The organism is Morganella sp. Je.2.23, assembly GCF_051129855.1.
GTDB classification, from domain to species: domain Bacteria; phylum Pseudomonadota; class Gammaproteobacteria; order Enterobacterales; family Enterobacteriaceae; genus Morganella; species Morganella sibonii.
In genome coordinates this window covers 116,347-135,171 of the sequence record NZ_JBCPSQ010000003.1, presented here as the reverse complement: position 1 = coordinate 135,171, position 18,825 = coordinate 116,347, and the positions used below count along the sequence as shown (strand labels likewise).

The following is an 18,825-nucleotide window of genomic DNA, read 5'->3' as shown; positions in this document are numbered from 1 at the left end:
CACACATTTTTTCTTCCGCTTACTGCTACCCGGCGGATAACTCGTACTTTTTAATCTTCCGGTACAGCGTGGCGATACCGATCCCCAGTTCTTCTGCCGCCTGACGTTTATTGTCATAGCGTTGCAGTGCCTCGCGGATCATCTGTTTTTCCATCTCTTCCAGCATGGTTTCCCCGTGCAGTGCCGGATCCTCATCCGCTGCTGCCGCAGGTACGCTTCTGACCGGAATGGTAATTTCACTGCGGTGGATATCCCCGGTATTCTGAACCGGTGCGGCCGTCCCGCTTATCACCTGCCCCGCATGTCTGGCGAAGTTCGGCGGAAGCAGCGAAATATCAATCACTTCTCCCGGCGGCACCACGTTAACCAGATATTCCATCAGGTTACTCAGTTCACGCAGGTTACCCGGCCACGGCCATGCATTAATGACCGCCATCACTTCATCCGAAATCCCCGGATACACCAGGCCGAGGCGCTTGGTATGCACATTGAGGAAATGGTGCACCAGCAGTTCCACGTCGCCGTAACGCTCACGCAGCGGCGGCAGGGCAATCGGGATAACATTGAGGCGGTAATAGAGATCCTCGCGGAATTTGCCTTCGCTGACAAACTGCTCCAGATTCTGGTTGGTCGCGGAAACAATCCGGATATCCACCGGAATTGTCCGGCTTGAGCCAATCGGCTGCACTTCACGTGATTCTATCGCACGTAATAATTTTGCCTGAACAATCAGTGGCATATCGCCGATTTCATCAAGGAACAGCGTGCCTTTATCCGCTGCCTGGATCAGACCCTGTTTTCCGTTGGCGGATGCGCCGGTAAAGGCGCCTTTCACATAGCCGAATAATTCACTTTCCAGTAACTGCTCCGGTATCGCCGCACAGTTGATGGCGATAAACGGTTTTTCACTGCGGTTACTCAGTTTGTGAATCGCCCGTGCCACCACTTCTTTTCCGGTACCGCTTTCGCCGGTAACCAGAATACTCGACGGACTGGGCGCCACACGGGAAATCAGGTGTTTCAGCTGACGGATAGGCTCGGATTCCCCGACCAGATGTTCAATCATCAATCCGTTTTCATCGCGGCGCACTTCATTCATATCAATCGCCGCATGAGACTGATGGAACGCCATCAGGAACATCTGACAGCCGTTAACCACATGAAGCTGCCCGATAATAATATTGCTCTCCCCTTCCCAGGAGACAATATGCTGCAAATGCCCGCGGTTCAGACTTTTGAAATAGGTCAGCGGGCGGATGGCAATGGTTTTGCCGGAAATCTTCTCGTACGGGACACTGAGGATTTTCAGAGCATGCGGATTGGCAAATTTCAGGTGATTTGCCTCATCCAGGATCAGAACGCCCTGATCCATAAACTCTATCAGGCTCAGTAATACCTTCTGCGAGGCATTACGTCCTTCCTGCTCATCCAGCAGTTTGGCAACAAAAATATTGGAAATATGCTGCACATAATCCGAGAAGTCATGGATGTTATCCCGGATACGCTCCTGCTGTTCGGATGTGACGGCCACTAGGCTGATCACCCCGATACAGCGATCCTGAAAAATGATCGGTGTACCGATAAACGCTTTCTCCTTGCAGTTATCTTTATCCGCACAATTCATACAGAGCGGATCAAAACAGGAGTGCGTGACGATCTTTTCTTTTTTGGTGTCCAGCACATAGCGGAGCAGCTGGGAATTATTGGTCAGACGATGTCCGAGGTGCTGGTTAAACAGCCCCGTTCCGGCAATCCTTGTCAGTTTGTCATCAACGATTTCAACATCAAGCTGTAACACACTGGCGAGCATCTTGCTGAAGTGAACAATCGTCGGCTGTATCTGCATCAGCACAGATAGTGATTTTTCAGTAATCATGCTTACGACTTCCTATGCTCTTAAAACGACATAACTAAAAGAAAGTACATAACGCGACAATTTAATGATTTTATTATAGTTATTTATCAGCAGGCTGAATTACCCCCCGCTGATAGCACGAGACTGCCAGATTTTTATCACCGAAACTCCAACGTATGTACAAAAATCACACTTTTCTTCAGATTTGATAATGAAACTGGAATCTCCGTCACTCTATTTTATCAATATGATAAATCCGCCGGGCTGTTTATCATTCTGGCCCCGGTTCCGGTGGTTCAGCTCTCTCACCGGTCTGACTCCGGTGACTTTTCGCCGCTGATGAAAATAAGATTTATTCGTATTTGTCACACATAAACAGGTCATTACGCCCTGATAAGTGTGATCACCCTCCCGATTCCGCCCTGCGTTTCCCCCCCGGCAGATCATTCCGGCTGATTTGGCATGCTTATTGTTAATAGTCACAGTACACATGCAGAAATGCCTTCTTCTCACTGCATATTCAATTGTCACCGGCCATTTCACATAGGATTTAAAGATGAAAAACGTTAATGAATTATTGAAAGATATCGCCAGACTGAAATCGAATCTTCATCAGAAGGATTTTTTACTTACCTGGGAACAGAGTCAGGATGAACTGACGATGGTGCTTGATATTGCAGCCGCACTGAAAGGGCTGCGTGCCGATAACATCGCAACCAACGTATTCACAAATGGCCTCGGCATCTCTGTTTTCCGTGACAACTCCACCCGTACCCGTTTCTCTTATGCCTCTGCACTGAATATGCTCGGCCTGGCCCAGCAGGACCTCGACGAAGGTAAGTCACAGATTGCCCACGGTGAAACCGTACGTGAAACGGCCAACATGATTTCATTCTGCGCGGATGCTATCGGTATCCGTGATGATATGTACCTCGGCGCCGGTAACGCCTATATGCGTGAAGTGGGCGCGGCACTGGATGAAGGTTTTGAAGAAGGCGTACTGCCGCAGCGTCCTGCACTGGTTAACCTCCAGTGTGATATCGACCACCCGACACAGTCTATGGCTGACCTGGCCTGGTTACGTGAGCACTTCGGTTCACTGGAAAACCTGAAAGGCAAAAAAATCGCCATGACCTGGGCGTATTCACCAAGCTACGGCAAACCGCTGTCTGTACCGCAGGGTATCATCGGTCTGATGACCCGTTACGGTATGGATGTCACCCTGGCGCATCCGGAAGGTTATGACCTGATCCCTGACGTTATCGATGTGGCAAAAAATAACGCCAGACAGTCCGGCGGCAGCTTTAAACAAGTCACCTCCATGGAAGAAGCGTTCAAAGATGCGGATATCGTGTATCCGAAATCCTGGGCGCCTTACAAAGTCATGGAAACCCGTACCGAACTGCTGCGCGCCAATGACCATGACGGCCTGAAAGCCCTTGAGCAGCGCTGCCTGGCGCAGAACGCCAACCACAAAGACTGGCACTGCACTGAAGAGATGATGAAGCTGACCAAAGGCGGCGAAGCGCTGTACATGCACTGTCTGCCTGCGGATATCACCGGCGTTTCCTGTAAGGAAGGCGAAGTGGAAGAAGCCGTATTCGAAAAATACCGTATCGCCACTTACAAAGAAGCCAGCTGGAAGCCGTATATCATCTCCGCCATGATTCTGGCCCGCAAATTCCCGCAGCCGGCCCTGGTTCTTGAGCAGCTGCTGAAAAACGCACGTAAACGTATTTTATAAATCCGGAGCCCGGCCGTCACCGGCCGGGTTATTTTCCCGATGATATGAGGTGAGGCTCTATGTCTGTCTTCTCACTGAAGTTAGATATTTCAGATAACCGTTATTTCAACGGTAAACACTCCCCGCTTTTTTCCCGTGAAGAAGCACATAAAGCGCTGAAGTTTCATGAGAAAATTACGGGTTACCATCCGACGCCGCTGTATGACATGACCGATCTCGCCGCTCTGTTCGGCGTGCGCAATATCCTGGTGAAAGATGAATCACAGCGTTTTGATCTGAATGCATTCAAAATTCTGGGCGGCTCTTATGCCATCGCCCATCTGTTGTGCGAAAAGTACAACATGGATATTGATGATTTCTCTTTCGAGAAACTCAAAAACACCCTGACTGAAAAAATGACGTTCGCCACCACCACTGACGGCAACCACGGCCGTGGTGTGGCCTGGGCGGCACGCGCACTCGGTCAGAAAGCGGTGGTGTATATGCCGAAAGGCTCAGCACAGGAACGTGTGGATCACATTACCGGCCTCGGGGCGGAGTGTATCGTCACAGACATGAACTACGACGATACCGTCCGTCTCACCATGGAAAATGCCAAAAAACACGGCTGGCTCGTGGTTCAGGATACCGCCTGTGAAGGCTACACCAAAATTCCGACCTGGATTATGCAGGGTTATACCACACTGGCTGCCGAAGCCGTTGCCCAGATGAAAGAGATGAAGATTCAGCGTCCGACCCACGTGCTGTTACAGGCCGGTGTGGGTGCGATGGCCGGCGGTGTGCTGGGCTATCTGGTCGATGAGTTCGGGGCAAAAGATCTGCACTCCATTATCGTCGAGCCGGAGCTGGCTGACTGTCTCTACCGCTCCAGCCTGAAAGGCGAAATCGTCAATGTCGGCGGTGATATGGCCACCATCATGGCCGGTCTGGCCTGCGGCGAGCCGAACCCTATCGGCTGGGATCTGATGCGTAACTGCGCGACACAGTTTATCTCCTGTGAAGATGCGGTGGCCGCCCTTGGCATGCGTGTCCTCGGTAACCCGTACGGCAAAGACCACCGTGTGATTTCCGGTGAATCCGGTGCCGTCGGTCTCGGCGTGCTGGCGGCGGTTAACTATCATCCGGAACGTACGGAACTGATGGCGAAACTCGGCCTGAACAGTGATTCCGTCATCCTCGTGATCAATACCGAAGGTGACACAGATACCAAACATTACCGTGAAGTTGTCTGGGAAGGTAAAAACCCGGCGCAGAAATATTAACTAATTGGAGTATTGAAACATGGCTAAGCAAATCCCGTTCGATGAAATTGTCAAAAAAGCTGAACACTATAAAAAAGACATGACCCGCTTTCTGCGCGATATGGTGGCAATTCCCAGCGAAAGCTGTGATGAAAAACGCGTGATTCACCGCATCAAAGAAGAGATGGAAAAAGTCGGCTTTGATAAAGTGGATATCGACCCGATGGGGAACATTCTGGGTTATATCGGTCACGGCCCGCACCTGATCGCGATGGATGCGCATATCGATACCGTGGGTATCGGTAACATCAAAAACTGGGAATTCGACCCGTACGAAGGTATGGAAAACGATGAAATCATCGGCGGACGCGGTACGTCTGACCAGGAAGGCGGCATGGCATCAATGGTCTATGCCGGTAAAATTATCAAAGATTTAGGTCTGGAAGATCAGTACACCCTGCTGGTGACCGGGACCGTTCAGGAAGAAGACTGTGACGGCCTGTGCTGGCAGTACATTATCGAGCAGGACAAAATCAGACCGGAATTCGTGGTCAGTACCGAACCGACAGACTGCCAGATTTACCGCGGCCAGCGCGGCCGTATGGAAATCCGCATTGATGTTCCGGGGATCAGCTGCCACGGCTCCGCACCGGAGCGCGGCGATAACGCTATCTTCAAAATGGGGCCGATTCTGGGCGAATTGCAGGAGCTGTCAAAACGTCTGGCACACGACGATTTCCTCGGCCAGGGCACACTGACTGTTTCTGAAATTTTCTACACCTCACCAAGCCGCTGTGCCGTTGCTGACAGCTGTGCGGTTTCTATCGACCGCCGTCTGACCTGGGGCGAAACCTGGGAAGGCGCACTGGACGAAATCCGCGCATTACCGGCAGTCAAAGCCGCGAAAGGCGTCGTGTCTATGTACACCTATGAGCGTGCTTCCTGGACCGGTCTGGTCTATCCGACAGAGTGCTACTTCCCGACCTGGAAAGTGGAAGAAGATCACTTCACCGTGAAGACGCTGGATCGCGCTTACCGCGGCCTGTTCAATAAAGAGCCGGTTGTTGATAAGTGGACTTTCTCCACCAACGGTGTTTCTATCATGGGTCGTCACGGCATTCCGGTCATCGGTTTTGGTCCGGGTAAAGAGCCTGAAGCACACGCACCAAACGAAAAAACATGGAAAGATCACCTGGTGACCTGTGCGGCAATGTATGCGGCCATTCCGTTAAGCTACATGGCTGAACTGAAAAAATAATCATGTCTTACCGGCCCCGTACAGATGTGCGGGGCTTTTTCAGGAGTACCTTTTTCAGGAGCACCCCCTATGCGCACAGTTATTATCAACGGCACCGTTGTCAATGCGGACGGACAATACCGGCAGGATGTTCTGATTGAAAACGGCCTGATCTCACAGGTTGCACCGGATATTGTACCGGAGACAAATGACCGGGTTATTGATGCACAGGGATGTTATGTTTTTCCCGGCGGTATTGATGTTCATACCCACTTTAATATTGATGTCGGCCTTGCCCGCAGCTGTGATGATTTTTACACCGGCACGCGTGCGGCAGCCTGCGGCGGTACCACCACCATTATCGATCATATGGGATTTGGTCCGGCGGGTTGTTCACTGCACCACCAGCTTGAGAATTATCACCGCTACGCCAAAGGACGTGCCGTTATCGACTACAGTTTTCACGGCGTCATCCAGCATATCAATGACGATATTTTAAAGGAAATCCCGCTGATGGTGGCGGACGGGATCAGCAGTTTTAAACTCTATCTGACCTATCAGTACAAACTGGATGATCCGGATATCTTACGCGCTCTGCAACAGCTTAACCGTTCCGGGGCACTGACCACCGTGCATCCGGAAAATGACGCGGTGATTGCGCAGCGCAAGGCGGAATTTGTGAAAAAAGGTCAGACCTCGCCGATTTTCCACGCCCTGAGCCGTCCGGCGGAATGCGAAACGGAAGCCATCGGCCGGATGATCAACCTGGCCCGGATCTGCGGCAATGCGCCGCTCTATATTGTTCACCTTTCCAACGGATCAGGTCTTGATTACCTGAAGATGGCGAAAGCCCGTCATCAGCCGGTCTGGATAGAAACCTGTCCGCAGTATCTGTTCCTTGATGAGCGCTGTTATGAGCGTGATGACGGCCTGAAATTTATTCTCAGCCCGCCGCTGCGTAACCGCCGGGAAGCGGATGCGCTTTGGCTGGGTATTGATGACGGCGATATTGATGTGGTCGCCACCGACCACTGCACGTTCCCGTATCAGCAGCGTCTGGCGCTGTCCTGCGGGGATTTCACCCGTTGTCCGAACGGCCTGCCGGGCGTTGAAAACCGCATGTTGCTGCTGTTTTCTGCGGGCGTGATGCAGGGGCGGATTTCGCCGGAACACTTTGTTTCCCTGACCAGTGCGATGCCGGCAAAACTGTTTGGTATCTGGCCGGAAAAAGGGGTGATCCGCCCGGGCGCTGACGGTGATATCACCATTATCGACCCGGCGCAGGAAACCACGATCCGCCACGCGGATCTGCACGATAACGCAGATTACAGCCCGTACGAGGGTATGACCGTACAGGGTGCTGTCCGCTGCACATTGTCACGCGGTGATATTGTTTACCGTGACGGTGAATTTACGGCTGAACCCGGCCGCGGCCGTTTCCTGAAACGCCGTCCGTTTAAAACACCGCACCGGTGTTATTAATTTTTCCGATTATCGTTTCAACTCATTTATTACGGGTAAAAAAGGATGAAAAAAACAATCGTATTAGCACTGGGCGGCAACGCACTGGGAAATGATCTTCCGGGACAGATGGTTGCTGTCAGAACCACCTCTGTCGTGATCGCCGACCTGATTGCTCAGGGATACCGCGTTGTGGTCACACACGGCAACGGCCCGCAGGTCGGGATGATAACCGGCGCCTTTGAGGCGGCGAGCAAAACAGAAGCCAAATCACCGGTTCTGCCGATGTCAGTCTGTGTGGCCCTGAGCCAGGGATATATCGGTTATGATTTACAGAATGCGCTGCGTGAAGAGCTGCTGAACCGGGGGATCAATAAGCCGGTCGCCACGATTGTGACGCAGGTGGAAGTCGATGCCGCCGACCCGTCATTCAAAAACCCGACCAAACCTATCGGCGCGTTCTATACCAAAGAAGAAGCGGATGCACTGACCCTGAAAGGGTTTGAAATGCGCGAGGATGCGGGCCGTGGTTACCGCCGTGTGGTGTCATCACCGAAACCGGTTGATATTATTGAAAAAGAAACAGTTAAAGCGATGCTGGATGCCGATCAGCTGGTGATCACTGTCGGCGGCGGCGGGATTCCGGTGATCCGCGACGGCAACAAACTGCACGGTGCCAACGCGGTTATCGACAAAGACTGGGCGAGTGCCAAACTGGCAGAGATGATCGATGCGGATATGCTGATTATCCTGACCGCAGTAGAGAAAATCGCCATCAATTTCGGCAAACCAAACGAGCAGTGGCTGGATAAACTGACCTCTGCGGACGCGCAGCGCTATATCGATGAGAAACATTTTGCGCCGGGTTCGATGTTACCGAAAGTGGAAGCCGCGCTCTCTTTCAGCCGCAGTAAAAAAGGCCGTCAGGCACTGATTACATTGCTGGATAAAGCCAAAGAGGGTATTGAGGGCAAAACCGGTACCGTTATCGGCGACTAATCTTTCTATTCTTTCTTTTTTTCTGTGAAAAACGGCCGGGAACTCCGGCCGTTTGCTTTGTTACCTGCGAAAATTATAAACCGTTAACGGGTTTATCTTTCGGGTATTTCAGCGTGTAATTCAGCGGCAGTTCTGTTGTCTGCTGCGGCTTCAGTTCCGCTTTCCATTCCACTTCACCGGTCTGTTTATTCACTTTACCCTCGCCCGTTGAGACATCTTTCACCAGGATATTGGTATCCTGACTGACCGGGATCTGGTCAAAAACCGTTACCACCAGCGGCGCTTTGGCAAAGGATGACAGCGTGATCACATATCCTTCGGTCTGTTCAACCGCAGAGCCCAGGATACCCGGCTGTTTTGTCATCTTATTGTCCACCTTACGGCTGACCTGAACATCTTTATTCATACCGAACGGTACTTCCAGCTCATCGGTGATCAGGCCGGAATCAATATATGTCTGCCCGATATAGCGGTTATCAAAATAGATATTCGCCTTACCGCTGAGCAGATTCAGCGCCGGTGCATTTTCCACAACCGCCTGTAAATACACATGTTCATCTATCTTCGGCCGTGTGATATAGCGGTATTTTCCGTCCAGATCCGTCTGCTTGATAGTCAGTGAACGGGATTCCGCAACGGACGGCAGGGAATACGGCTTATCGATAGTATAGGTCAGACTGATACCGTTGCTCTCTGCGGTAACAAACGACGAGATCCCGCCGGCGGGGGCTTTTTTCGCCATACGGTTACGGCTGTATTCCGCATCGGCCATCATCGCCGGTGCCGGGGCAGCCGCCATTTCGGCCAGCACACCGTAGTCTTTCATCATCGATAAATACCACGGATAAAGCTGCGGCGGCGCGATGCTCTGCACCGGGTCAGCGGATGACAGCACCAGATCCACCTGATCCCAGTCAATACCGGTATTCTGGATCACATCCGCTTTATAGGTCAGCGTCACCGGCTTATCCATACCGGTGCTGCGGATATCATAGGACGGCGCCCAGGCCGCATCCGGCGTGATATAGTCAATATCCAGTGCCGCGGTTACCGCTTTTTTCGCTGATACATTCAGCACCAGCTGAGTGCGGCGTTCCTTAAACTGTGTGATCTTCTCTTCATACTGTGCTTTCAGCAGGGTCAGTGCTTCGGTTTTTTCATTGATTTGCCGGGTGTATTCCAGCTGTTCCGCATAGATTTTTGCCATCTGACTGCGGATAAAATCCAGCTTCTGTACCGATTGTTCCTGTGTCAGCGGCGCACCGCCGGTACCGAAGAAATTCTGGTCACGCAACAGGCCAAGCTGCTCGTTATTGATTTCAGTCTGCATATTCAGCTTCTGAATAGCCAGATCCTGTTCCTCAATCTGCGCTTTCATGGCATTGATGTCATCTGAATACACTGGTTTTTCAATTTCGCTGCGCAGATTGATTGACTGAATAATGACATCATCATTATCAAGCATAACGGATAAGCTGCCCGGATTAATGTTTCCGGCCACATTTGTCAGGATGATATCACTGTCACCGGCAGGCAGATTGAGTGTTGCGCTGTTACTCAGCTCTGCCCCGCGCAGGAAAATCGTTGCTTTGTTAAGTTTTACATCCTGAACAATCACATTCTGTTTACCCGCCGCACCGGCTGTTACCGCCATACCGGCGATCAGCAGGGTACTTTTAATGCCAAAGGTTAATCCCATTGCTTAACTCCCTGATTATTATCATCACAATTCCGGTATCGCAGACCGGCAGACGGCTGTGTGCACTATAACACTTCATAATAGAACAGCCCCCCTGATGAAGATAACGGAATAACCTTAAAAACAGCGCTGTCCGCCGGTTTCCGTTCTTTTTATATGTTGCCGTCTCTTTAAAACGGTATTTTATGATTAACATTTGCGCTTTTATTGTTTAGTATACTAAACACACTTCTTCTGACGGATAAAAAAGGTCGCAATCATGACGACACTCCGGACACACACGGCGGCGTCAGCCACCTCACGTAACAAGCTGTTATGGATAGCCGGGATGGGCTGGACATTTGATGCCATGGATGTCGGACTGCTGGCATTTCTGCTGGCGGCCTTACAGGCAGACTGGGGGCTGAGTGCCTCGCAGCTCGGCTGGATCGGCAGTCTCAATGCCGCCGGAATGGCTGTGGGAGCCTTTGTTTTCGGTATTATGGCGGACAGAAAAGGCCGTAAACCGGTGTTTATTCTCACCCTGCTGCTGTTCAGTCTCGGCTCCGGTCTGACAGCTGTTGCCGGTTCACTGGCGGTGGTTCTGGTGCTGCGCTTTTTTATCGGCATGGGGCTGGGCGGAGAACTGCCGGTGGCGTCCACGCTGGTCAGTGAGAGTGTTGCGCCTCACGAGCGCGGCCGCGTGGTTGTGCTGCTGGAAAGCTTCTGGGCTGTGGGCTGGCTGATTGCGGCACTGATTGCCTATTATGTTATCCCGGATTACGGCTGGCGCACGGCGATGCTGCTCAGCGCCCTGCCTGCTCTGTATGCGCTCTGGCTGCGGGCAAAACTGCCGGAACCGGTATCCCGCTATACCGCTCAGGAGCGCCCGAAACTTACGGTGGCGCAGTCAATGGCGCTGATCTGGTCGCCGCAATACCGCCGCGCCACACTGATGCTGTGGATCCTGTGGTTCTGTGTGGTGTTTTCCTATTACGGCATTTTTCTCTGGCTGCCCGGCGTGGCGATCCTCAAGGGTTTCAGTCTGATAAAAAGCTTCCAGTATGTGCTGATCATGACACTCGCCCAGTTACCCGGCTATTTCAGTGCCGCCTGGCTGATTGAACGTTACGGCCGGAAATTTGTGCTGGTGACCTATCTCGCCGGTACCGCAATCAGTGCGTACGGCTTCAGTTGCGCGGAAACCGCCACGGCGCTGGTTGTCTCCGGCATGCTGCTCTCATTCTTTAACCTCGGAGCCTGGGGCGCGCTCTACGCCTACACCCCGGAGCAGTATCCGGACAGTGTCCGCGCCACCGGTGCGGGAACTGCCACAGCCATCGGACGGATAGGCGGGATTCTCGGGCCGCTGCTGGCCGGTTACCTGATTCAGTATCAGTTTGCTGTCAGCACGATTTTCCTGATCTTCAGTGCCGCGGTAGTGATTGCCATTCTCGCGGTGCTCTTCCTCGGTGCGGAAACCCGTAACCGCGAACTCAGTACTATTTAAAAACAGACTGACGGCGGTTATTCCGCCGTCAGTATCTGATACAGCGCAGGGTTATCGCAGTCCTTTCTCCCTTTTACCGCAGCAGGCGCGTATAATTCATCCATAATATCACCGCCGGATCACCGGCAAAAACTGTAAAATAAACACGATGAATCAATACGATAAAATCAGTAAATTTCTGAGCTATGTCCTGAGGCACAAACCGGAATCCATCGGGATCAGCCTCGACGGTGAGGGCTGGACAGATATTGCCGCACTGCTGCGTCAGGCCGCTGTTCACGGCACGCCGTTTGATCGCGGAACACTGGATGAGGTCGTGCAGACCAATGATAAAAAACGGTTTACGATCTCATCCGATGGTATGTATATCCGCGCGGCACAGGGACACTCCGCCGGGCAGGTGGCGATAGATTATCCGCCGCAGACACCGCCGGACACACTTTATCACGGCACCGCTATCCGGTTTATCCGTGATATTTGTGAATTGGGGCTGATTGCCGGATCACGGCATTATGTCCACCTCAGTGCGGATGAAGATACCGCGCTGACGGTCGGCGCCCGCCACGGCAAACCAGTGGTGCTCACCATTGCCGCCGGAGAGATGCATAAAACCGGTTATCCGTTCTATCTGGCGGATAACGGCGTCTGGCTGACGCCGCATGTACCGATAAAATACCTGTCGCAGAAAAAACCCGGCTGACCGGGTTTATGCGTTGAGGCGTGCCGCATGCCAGGCGATATGATCCGCGATAAAACTCGCAATAAAGTAATAGCTGTGATCATAACCGGCATGCACACGGATAGTGTGCGGAATACCATGTGTTTCGCAGGCAGATTTCAGTAACCCGGTTTTCAGCTGCTTACTGAAGAACGTATCCGCAAGCCCCTGATCAACCAGCATATCTGCGACGCGGTGACCGGATTCGATCAGTCTGACCGCATCATACTGTTCCCACGCCGCTTTATCCTGCCCCAGATAGGCGGAGAACGCTTTTTCCCCCCATGGCACCTGTGACGGTGACACAATCGGCGCAAACGCTGACACACTGAGGAACGCCTCCGGATTACGCAGCGCCAGTACCAGTGCGCCGTGTCCGCCCATCGAGTGCCCGCAGATACTGCGTTTTTCCGACGTGCCGAAATGCCCTGTCACCAGGGTATGCAGCTCATCCAGAATGTAATCATACATCTGATAATGTTCCTGCCACGGTTCCTGTGTGGCATTGACATAAAACCCGGCGCCCTGCCCGAGATCATACTCTTTATCATCCGCCACCTGACTGCCGCGCGGACTGGTATCCGGCGCGACAATCACCAGACCGTGCTCTGCCGCATAACGCTGCGCACCGGCTTTGGTGATAAAATTTTGCTCGTCGCAGGTCAGCCCGGACAGCCAGTACAGCACCGGACATTTTTCTGTTTTTACCTGCGGCGGCAAAAACACGGAAAACGTCATCGGTGTGCCGGTTACCGCAGAGTGATGACGCCAGACTTCCTGGCTGCCGCCGAAACAAGCGTGGTGTTCAATCCGTTCCATATTATCTCCCTGAATACGTTATCAGTAATGAATAACTGTGCGGATGGATTTACCATCGTGCATCAAATCAAACGCCTCGTTGATTTTATCCAGTTCCATGGTGTGCGTGACAAACGGTGCCAGCTCGATTTTACCGCTCATGGCATCTTCCACCATTCCCGGCAACTGAGTACGGCCTTTCACACCGCCGAACGCCGTACCTTTCCAGACCCGTCCGGTGACCAGCTGGAACGGCCGCGTTGAAATCTCTTTTCCGGCTCCCGCCACCCCGATAATCACCGACTGTCCCCAGCCGCGGTGCGCACTTTCCAGCGCCGACCGCATCACATTGACATTGCCGATACACTCAAAGGTATGATCAACACCCCATTTGGTCATTTCGACCAGTACCTGCTGAATAGGTTTGTCATAATCATTCGGGTTGATGCAGTCTGTGGCACCGAACTGTTTTGCCAGTTCAAATTTGGACGGATTGGTATCGATAGCAAAGATACGACCGGCTTTTGCCTGACGCGCTCCCTGCACCACCGCCAGCCCGATACCGCCGAGGCCGAATACCGCCACGGAATCCCCTTCCTGTACCTTCGCGGTATTGTGCACCGCGCCGATCCCGGTGGTCACGCCGCAGCCGAGCAGACAAACCTGCTCCGCATTGGCCTGCGGATTGATTTTCGCCAGTGAGACTTCCGCGACAACGGTATATTCGCTGAATGTTGAGCAGCCCATATAGTGATAGAGCGGCTGACCATTATAGGAGAAACGGCTGGTGCCGTCCGGCATCACGCCTTTACCCTGGGTTTCGCGGACTGCGACACAGAGGTTGGTTTTGCCGGAGGTACAGAAATCACACTCACCGCATTCGGCGGTGTACAGCGGGATCACATGGTCGCCCGGTTTCACACTGGTTACGCCCTCGCCGACCCCGACCACCACCCCGGCACCTTCATGGCCGAGTACCACCGGGAACAAGCCTTCCGGATCATCACCGGAGAGCGTATAGGCATCGGTATGGCATACCCCGGTGTGACTGATTTTCACCAGCACTTCACCTTTCTTCGGTGGTGCCACATCAATTTCAACAATTTCAAGGGGTAAACCCGGCCCGAAGGCGACTGCTGCGCGTGATTTCATAACGGTTCCTCTGTGTCTGAGGCTTATCTTGGCAGGTGATAAGCACGAATGCTGTCCACCATACCGCACAACAGCGCTGCCTGTATAGCACCGGTCAGCAGGTGGCTGCCACCGGTGCCGGTTTTCTGATCAGCATGCAGATTGCCGGCAACAGGCCAGTTCCCATCGCGTCCAGCAGTGTAATCACCAGCGCGATAACCGCGGGTTTATTCATTTTTCAGATCCTGTGTTAATTCCCTATCATTAATAGAGTGTCAATCTGAAATCAGAAGAGATAGTCATGGCACTGCTGAACAGAGAATCTGTTATTGATGCTGCACCGGAACTGCTGAATAAAACAGGCATTGACGGGCTGACGACCCGCAAACTGGCCTTTCTGCACGGCCCGGAGAGCCTGATTCCGGGGTTTGAGGTGCAGTTAACCCACTCAGGACAGAGTCCGCGATAACGGGAAAAGAAAACGAAAAGCATGCGCGTCATGAATGACGCGCCTGAGCGTACAGGGATGTATTTACAGCGACTTTTCGTTTTTGCCCGTTATCTGCGGGCGGGACGCATCACCGTCCGGCCCGGTAGCGCAGATTCGCCAGGTCATGACCGGATGGTTGCTGGTAAATATCCAGCCGGAAATATTTTGCCGACGCATTCACATATTCAAATATCTGCGACTGGGTTTCCTCATAATCAACCCAGGTTGTGGAGCGGGTAAAACAGTATATTTCAACCGGTAATCCCTCCGGTGTCGGTGACATTGTTCTGATCACCAGATACATATCTGTCCGCACATCGCCGCGCATTTTTATCCAGCTGAGAAGATATTTACGGAATAACTGTAAATTGGTGACACCTTTTGCGGCCATCCACTCTTTCACGTCATCGTAACCGGTATTTTCCGACAGAATGTCATCCAGAGACTGACGAAAGGCTTCCTGATTCCGCAGTTCCGCTAATAAGGTTTCATCCGCAAACGACACCGAGGACTGATCAATATAAAAACTGCGTTTAATCCGGCGGCCGCCGGAAGAAAACATCGGCTGCCAGTTGGTGTATTTTTCAGTCAGGAAATCTTTTGTCGGGATACGTGAAATTGTATTATCCCAGTTACGGACAGTAATGGTATGCAGTGCAATATCAATCACTTCACCGCTGATATTACTGCCGGGTAATTCTATCCAGTCATACAGTTTCAGCACCTTACCATTGGATACCAGAATATTGGCCACAAAGGATAATAAGGTGTGCTGAAAAACAAACATCAGCACCGCAGCAACAGCACCGAAACCGGAAATAATAATCAGCGGTGACTGCGAGGTCATTAAGGCAATAATCAGGATAAAGGAAACAATCCACACCCCGATTTTAGCAATTTCAATATACCCTTTTATTGAGCTGTTCCGGTACGATGAGCGTCCGGTATGACGCAGAATAAAGATATCCAGCCCGTCATTGACCAGTGAAGCCAGATTAATAATCAGAAATGCAGTACACACCGTATTAAACAGAATATTCATTTCTGCTGAGAACGTCGGCAGCATTTTATTGAGATACAGCACCAGCGTGACAGACACAACAGATGCGCTCTTCTTGGCAATACTGTGGATCATGCTGTCGTCAGTCAGGTTGGTAAATAATGACAGCAGACGTTTTGCCACGCGCAGAAATATGAGCCGCCCGAGAAACCAGGTGACCAGCAGAATAACCACCAGAATCGCCGCCGATAAAACGGAGCTCGCGGTAATAAAATGATATAATTCAGATAATTTTTCCATCATATCTCACAGCATACATCAAAATATCAGCTGATGAGTCTGACACAGGTAAAATATGTGTGTTTGATTACGGGTGGTATCAGGCATTTACCGGTTATCCGCTGACAGGTAATGATAATCCGGCCAGACTTTCATTAATTTGCGTCCGCAGCCACGATGTGAAAATCCATTCCGGACTCTCTTTTTCCGGCGCTGACGGAAATAACAGATAATACGATGTGTTGTCCGTCATAAATCCGCCCGGCGCTGCCAGTTGCCCTGACAGTAATTCATCCGCCGCCATCAGAAATGAAGCCACGGTGATCCCCTGTCCCGCCAGCGCCGCCTGAATACACATATAAAAATGTTCATAGGAGACGGTCCGCAGCCGGTGAGAATCGTCCCCGGATAAGTGCTGCCAGGTCTGCCAGACATCCGGCCGTGTCGCCGGTATCAGCAGAGCATCACCGGCTCCGGTGCCCGGCCGCTGTACCCGGCCGATAAATTCCCGGCACAATTTCACCGCATGAATATCCGGCCGCCATTTGAAATCATTGCGCCGCAGTGCGATATCCGCACCGGTTTTCTGAAAATCAATCGCACCCCCGGCAGTAACCAGCCGGACGGTAATCGCCGGATAACGCTGATAGAAATGACTGAGGCGCGGGATCAGCCAGCGCATGGCGATCGTCGGCTCACAGGAAAGCGTGATGACATTATCGCGCTGCTGATGCTGTATTTTTTCCACGGTCTGCGCAAGCTGGCTGAAGATCCGCCCGGTAGTCTGAAACAGCGTCTGTCCCGCCGGCGTCAGGAATACGGCGCGGTTGCGCCGTTCAAACAATGAAATTCCCAGTTCCTCTTCCAGCAGACGGATTTGTCTGCTCACAGCACCGTGAGTGACATGCAATTCTTCTGCGGCGCGGACAAAACTGCCGCTCCGGGCGGCGGCATCAAAAAAGCGTAATGCGGAAAGTGGCGGTAATTTCATTCTCGTTATCTGTGAGAAAAACTGACGTATTTATGACAGGATATATCGTTTTTATCCCTTTCACAAACGACTGATAATAAAGATACAGAAACAATAATGAGAAAAATAATGCTCATTATTTCGGTCAGTTTTTATCAGGGATATTCACAATGAATGAAATTATTGCAGTCGCGGTGATCACCACTCTGGCGGTGATCAGTCCGGGACCGGACTTTGCTGCCGTCACCCGTAACAGTTATTTGTACGGCACAAGAACCGGCCTGTTTTCAGCACTCGGTATTGCCTTTGGTGTGCAGTTACATGTGATTTATACGGTATTTGGCGTGACGCTGTTAATTATGCAGTCACCGGCGTTATTTACCGTGATTAAATCGCTGGGGATTATTTATCTTATCTGGCTCGGGTTTAAATCATTTACCAATAAAACCCGGATTTCCGTGAACAGCACGGATAATTCCGCCCTGTCGGCGTTCGGGGCATTCCGCAACGGCTTTTTTGTTAATGCCCTGAACCCGAAAACCATGCTATTTGTGGTCTCGGTATACACCCAGGTGATCAGCAGTGATAACACATTGATGATGAATTTCGGCTACGGTGCCTTTATTTCTTTTGCTCACTGGTTGTGGTTCAGCTTAATTGCGCTGTTTTTCTCCAATCCGGTTATCCGTAATAAGATCCTCAGCCGCCAGCTTCTGGCGGACAAAATTATCGGCGTCTTATTAATGCTGCTCGGAATTTCCCTGATTTTTTTCACCCTTCACTGACGGATAACACCCTGCGGGCGGTTTCCGGCGGGAAACTCAGGATTTTTTCTGAAGCTCACAGACCATATGCCCCGGAGATTCCGGATTCAGATCGCGGGTGCCGAAGCGGCGGACGGAATAATCAGAACGGATACAGTGATAAACCCGGTTTGTTGCGGCAGACGATACCGAAAAAACGATATTCCGCTTACCGGTTACGGACGGCGGATTTTCTTTTATATTGCTGATAGTGAGATCAGCAATATCCCCGATCTGAAAATCACGGTTAATCGCGGCCTGTGCATGCATTTTCAGGGAATCCGGCGTATAGGCAGGATAAATATTTTCATCCGCACATCCTGCGGATAATACAATAATAACGGCCAGACCGATTTTCTTCATTGCTGCTCCTGTTGATTCTGCTGCGCTTTCTGCGGATACATAACCGGATGCGCGGCACGCCATTCATCTGCCTGTTTTTCGCTGAGTTTATGGCCTTTGAATTCGATGATTCGGATACTTTTTTCACTTTCATTCAGGCGCAGCATGCGAAAACACTGATCCGGAAAAATCGTGCTCATAATAAGCTCCGCCATCTCATTATCCTCATCAGAAGGTGCTATCCAGTCAAATAACCAGATACGGTTACCGCTGCGCAGTTGCTGATACAACTCAGACTCATCACATCCGGACAGATAACGCTGTTCCGTTTCTGCGCTCAGTGCCCCCCAGCTGAGGAAAAAACAGGGCTGGTTGTTTTCAAGTACCAGAACGTACTGTTTTTGTTTGATAAGCGGCAGCAGCAGCTTTCCCAGGGCACGCAGCGGTGTTTTACTGTGCCGCGGAGACAACATCCATAACCAGACCGATGCTCCCCAGATTTCCGCCTCACTGGGTTTATCATCCGCCAGAAACGGGGCATAAACCGTGTACTTGCCGATTTTCATGTT

General features: G+C 51.7%; 16 protein-coding genes and 1 pseudogene. 9 read left to right on the top strand and 8 right to left on the bottom strand.

Annotated features, from left to right (window positions below; translation table 11 throughout):
- Positions 1–25 precede the first annotated feature (25 nt).
- Positions 26–1,876 carry a sigma 54-interacting transcriptional regulator gene (locus tag AAZR23_RS12880; RefSeq protein WP_166707069.1) on the bottom strand — a complete coding sequence of 617 codons (1,851 nt, stop codon included), beginning with the start codon at positions 1,874–1,876 and terminating at the stop codon, positions 26–28.
- Positions 1,877–2,411: 535 nt separating this feature from the next.
- On the opposite strand from AAZR23_RS12880, the gene ygeW reads away from it, so the two are divergent.
- The 5 genes from ygeW to arcC all read left to right on the top strand — a co-directional run bounded on the left by ygeW (position 2,412) and on the right by arcC (position 8,537).
- Positions 2,412–3,599 carry a knotted carbamoyltransferase YgeW gene (gene ygeW, locus AAZR23_RS12875; protein WP_046892063.1) on the top strand — a complete coding sequence of 396 codons (1,188 nt, stop codon included), beginning with the start codon at positions 2,412–2,414 and terminating at the stop codon, positions 3,597–3,599.
- Between the two features lie 59 nt (positions 3,600–3,658).
- Complete coding sequence (dpaL, locus tag AAZR23_RS12870; RefSeq protein WP_434693017.1) at positions 3,659–4,861, top strand: diaminopropionate ammonia-lyase; 1,203 nt, start codon at positions 3,659–3,661, stop codon at positions 4,859–4,861.
- A 19-nt stretch (positions 4,862–4,880) separates the two neighbouring features.
- Positions 4,881–6,098 carry a YgeY family selenium metabolism-linked hydrolase gene (locus AAZR23_RS12865; protein ID WP_046892061.1) on the top strand — a complete coding sequence of 406 codons (1,218 nt, stop codon included), beginning with the start codon at positions 4,881–4,883 and terminating at the stop codon, positions 6,096–6,098.
- A gap of 69 nt (positions 6,099–6,167) precedes the next feature.
- Positions 6,168–7,559, top strand: a complete 1,392-nt coding sequence (hydA, locus tag AAZR23_RS12860) for a dihydropyrimidinase (RefSeq protein WP_434693014.1) — start codon at positions 6,168–6,170, stop codon at positions 7,557–7,559.
- A gap of 45 nt (positions 7,560–7,604) precedes the next feature.
- A complete protein-coding gene (gene arcC / locus AAZR23_RS12855; protein WP_166707065.1) occupies positions 7,605–8,537 on the top strand; it encodes a carbamate kinase in 933 nt (310 codons plus the stop codon).
- Positions 8,538–8,610: 73 nt separating this feature from the next.
- On the opposite strand, the gene AAZR23_RS12850 is transcribed toward arcC, so the two are convergent.
- The gene (locus AAZR23_RS12850; RefSeq protein WP_434693011.1) at positions 8,611–10,236 is read right to left on the bottom strand and encodes a DUF4139 domain-containing protein; all 1,626 of its coding nucleotides are present in this window, start codon (positions 10,234–10,236) and stop codon (positions 8,611–8,613) included.
- 259 nt (positions 10,237–10,495) lie between these two features.
- Here AAZR23_RS12850 and AAZR23_RS12845 point away from each other — a divergent pair, with 259 nt between their 5' ends.
- Together AAZR23_RS12845 and AAZR23_RS12840 are read left to right on the top strand one after the other, a co-directional pair.
- Entirely contained in the window at positions 10,496–11,725 is a 1,230-nt protein-coding gene (locus AAZR23_RS12845) for an MFS transporter (protein WP_434693009.1), read from the top strand.
- Between the two features lie 148 nt (positions 11,726–11,873).
- Complete coding sequence (locus AAZR23_RS12840) at positions 11,874–12,425, top strand: RNA 2'-phosphotransferase (protein ID WP_434693006.1); 552 nt, start codon at positions 11,874–11,876, stop codon at positions 12,423–12,425.
- 6 nt (positions 12,426–12,431) lie between these two features.
- Here AAZR23_RS12840 and fghA read toward each other — a convergent pair whose 3' ends face one another.
- Together fghA and AAZR23_RS12830 are read right to left on the bottom strand one after the other, a co-directional pair.
- On the bottom strand, positions 12,432–13,262 hold the full coding sequence (gene fghA, locus AAZR23_RS12835; RefSeq protein WP_434693004.1) for an S-formylglutathione hydrolase: 831 nt from the start codon (positions 13,260–13,262) through the stop codon (positions 12,432–12,434).
- Between the two features lie 21 nt (positions 13,263–13,283).
- Positions 13,284–14,393 (bottom strand): S-(hydroxymethyl)glutathione dehydrogenase/class III alcohol dehydrogenase, encoded by a 1,110-nt coding sequence (locus tag AAZR23_RS12830; protein WP_166707060.1) that lies wholly within the window; start codon positions 14,391–14,393, stop codon positions 13,284–13,286.
- Positions 14,394–14,673: 280 nt separating this feature from the next.
- On the opposite strand from AAZR23_RS12830, the pseudogene AAZR23_RS12825 reads away from it, so the two are divergent.
- Positions 14,674–14,766, top strand: a pseudogene (locus AAZR23_RS12825) (TetR family transcriptional regulator); the annotation flags it as partial.
- 184 nt (positions 14,767–14,950) lie between these two features.
- Here the strand turns inward: AAZR23_RS12825 and AAZR23_RS12820 are convergent.
- Entirely contained in the window at positions 14,951–16,162 is a 1,212-nt protein-coding gene (locus AAZR23_RS12820; protein WP_166708915.1) for a mechanosensitive ion channel family protein, read from the bottom strand.
- Between the two features lie 94 nt (positions 16,163–16,256).
- A complete protein-coding gene (locus tag AAZR23_RS12815) occupies positions 16,257–17,132 on the bottom strand; it encodes a LysR family transcriptional regulator (RefSeq protein WP_317419899.1) in 876 nt (291 codons plus the stop codon).
- 149 nt (positions 17,133–17,281) lie between these two features.
- Here AAZR23_RS12815 and AAZR23_RS12810 point away from each other — a divergent pair, with 149 nt between their 5' ends.
- Entirely contained in the window at positions 17,282–17,896 is a 615-nt protein-coding gene (locus AAZR23_RS12810; RefSeq protein WP_218427488.1) for a LysE family translocator, read from the top strand.
- A 36-nt stretch (positions 17,897–17,932) separates the two neighbouring features.
- Here AAZR23_RS12810 and AAZR23_RS12805 read toward each other — a convergent pair whose 3' ends face one another.
- Together AAZR23_RS12805 and AAZR23_RS12800 are read right to left on the bottom strand one after the other, a co-directional pair.
- Positions 17,933–18,277, bottom strand: coding sequence for a hypothetical protein (locus AAZR23_RS12805; protein ID WP_434693001.1), 345 nt, complete (start codon positions 18,275–18,277; stop codon positions 17,933–17,935).
- Positions 18,274–18,822, bottom strand: a complete 549-nt coding sequence (locus AAZR23_RS12800; protein WP_107679457.1) for a toxin-activating lysine-acyltransferase — start codon at positions 18,820–18,822, stop codon at positions 18,274–18,276. The genes AAZR23_RS12805 and AAZR23_RS12800 overlap by 4 nt, the downstream gene beginning before the upstream one ends.
- Positions 18,823–18,825 lie beyond the last annotated feature (3 nt).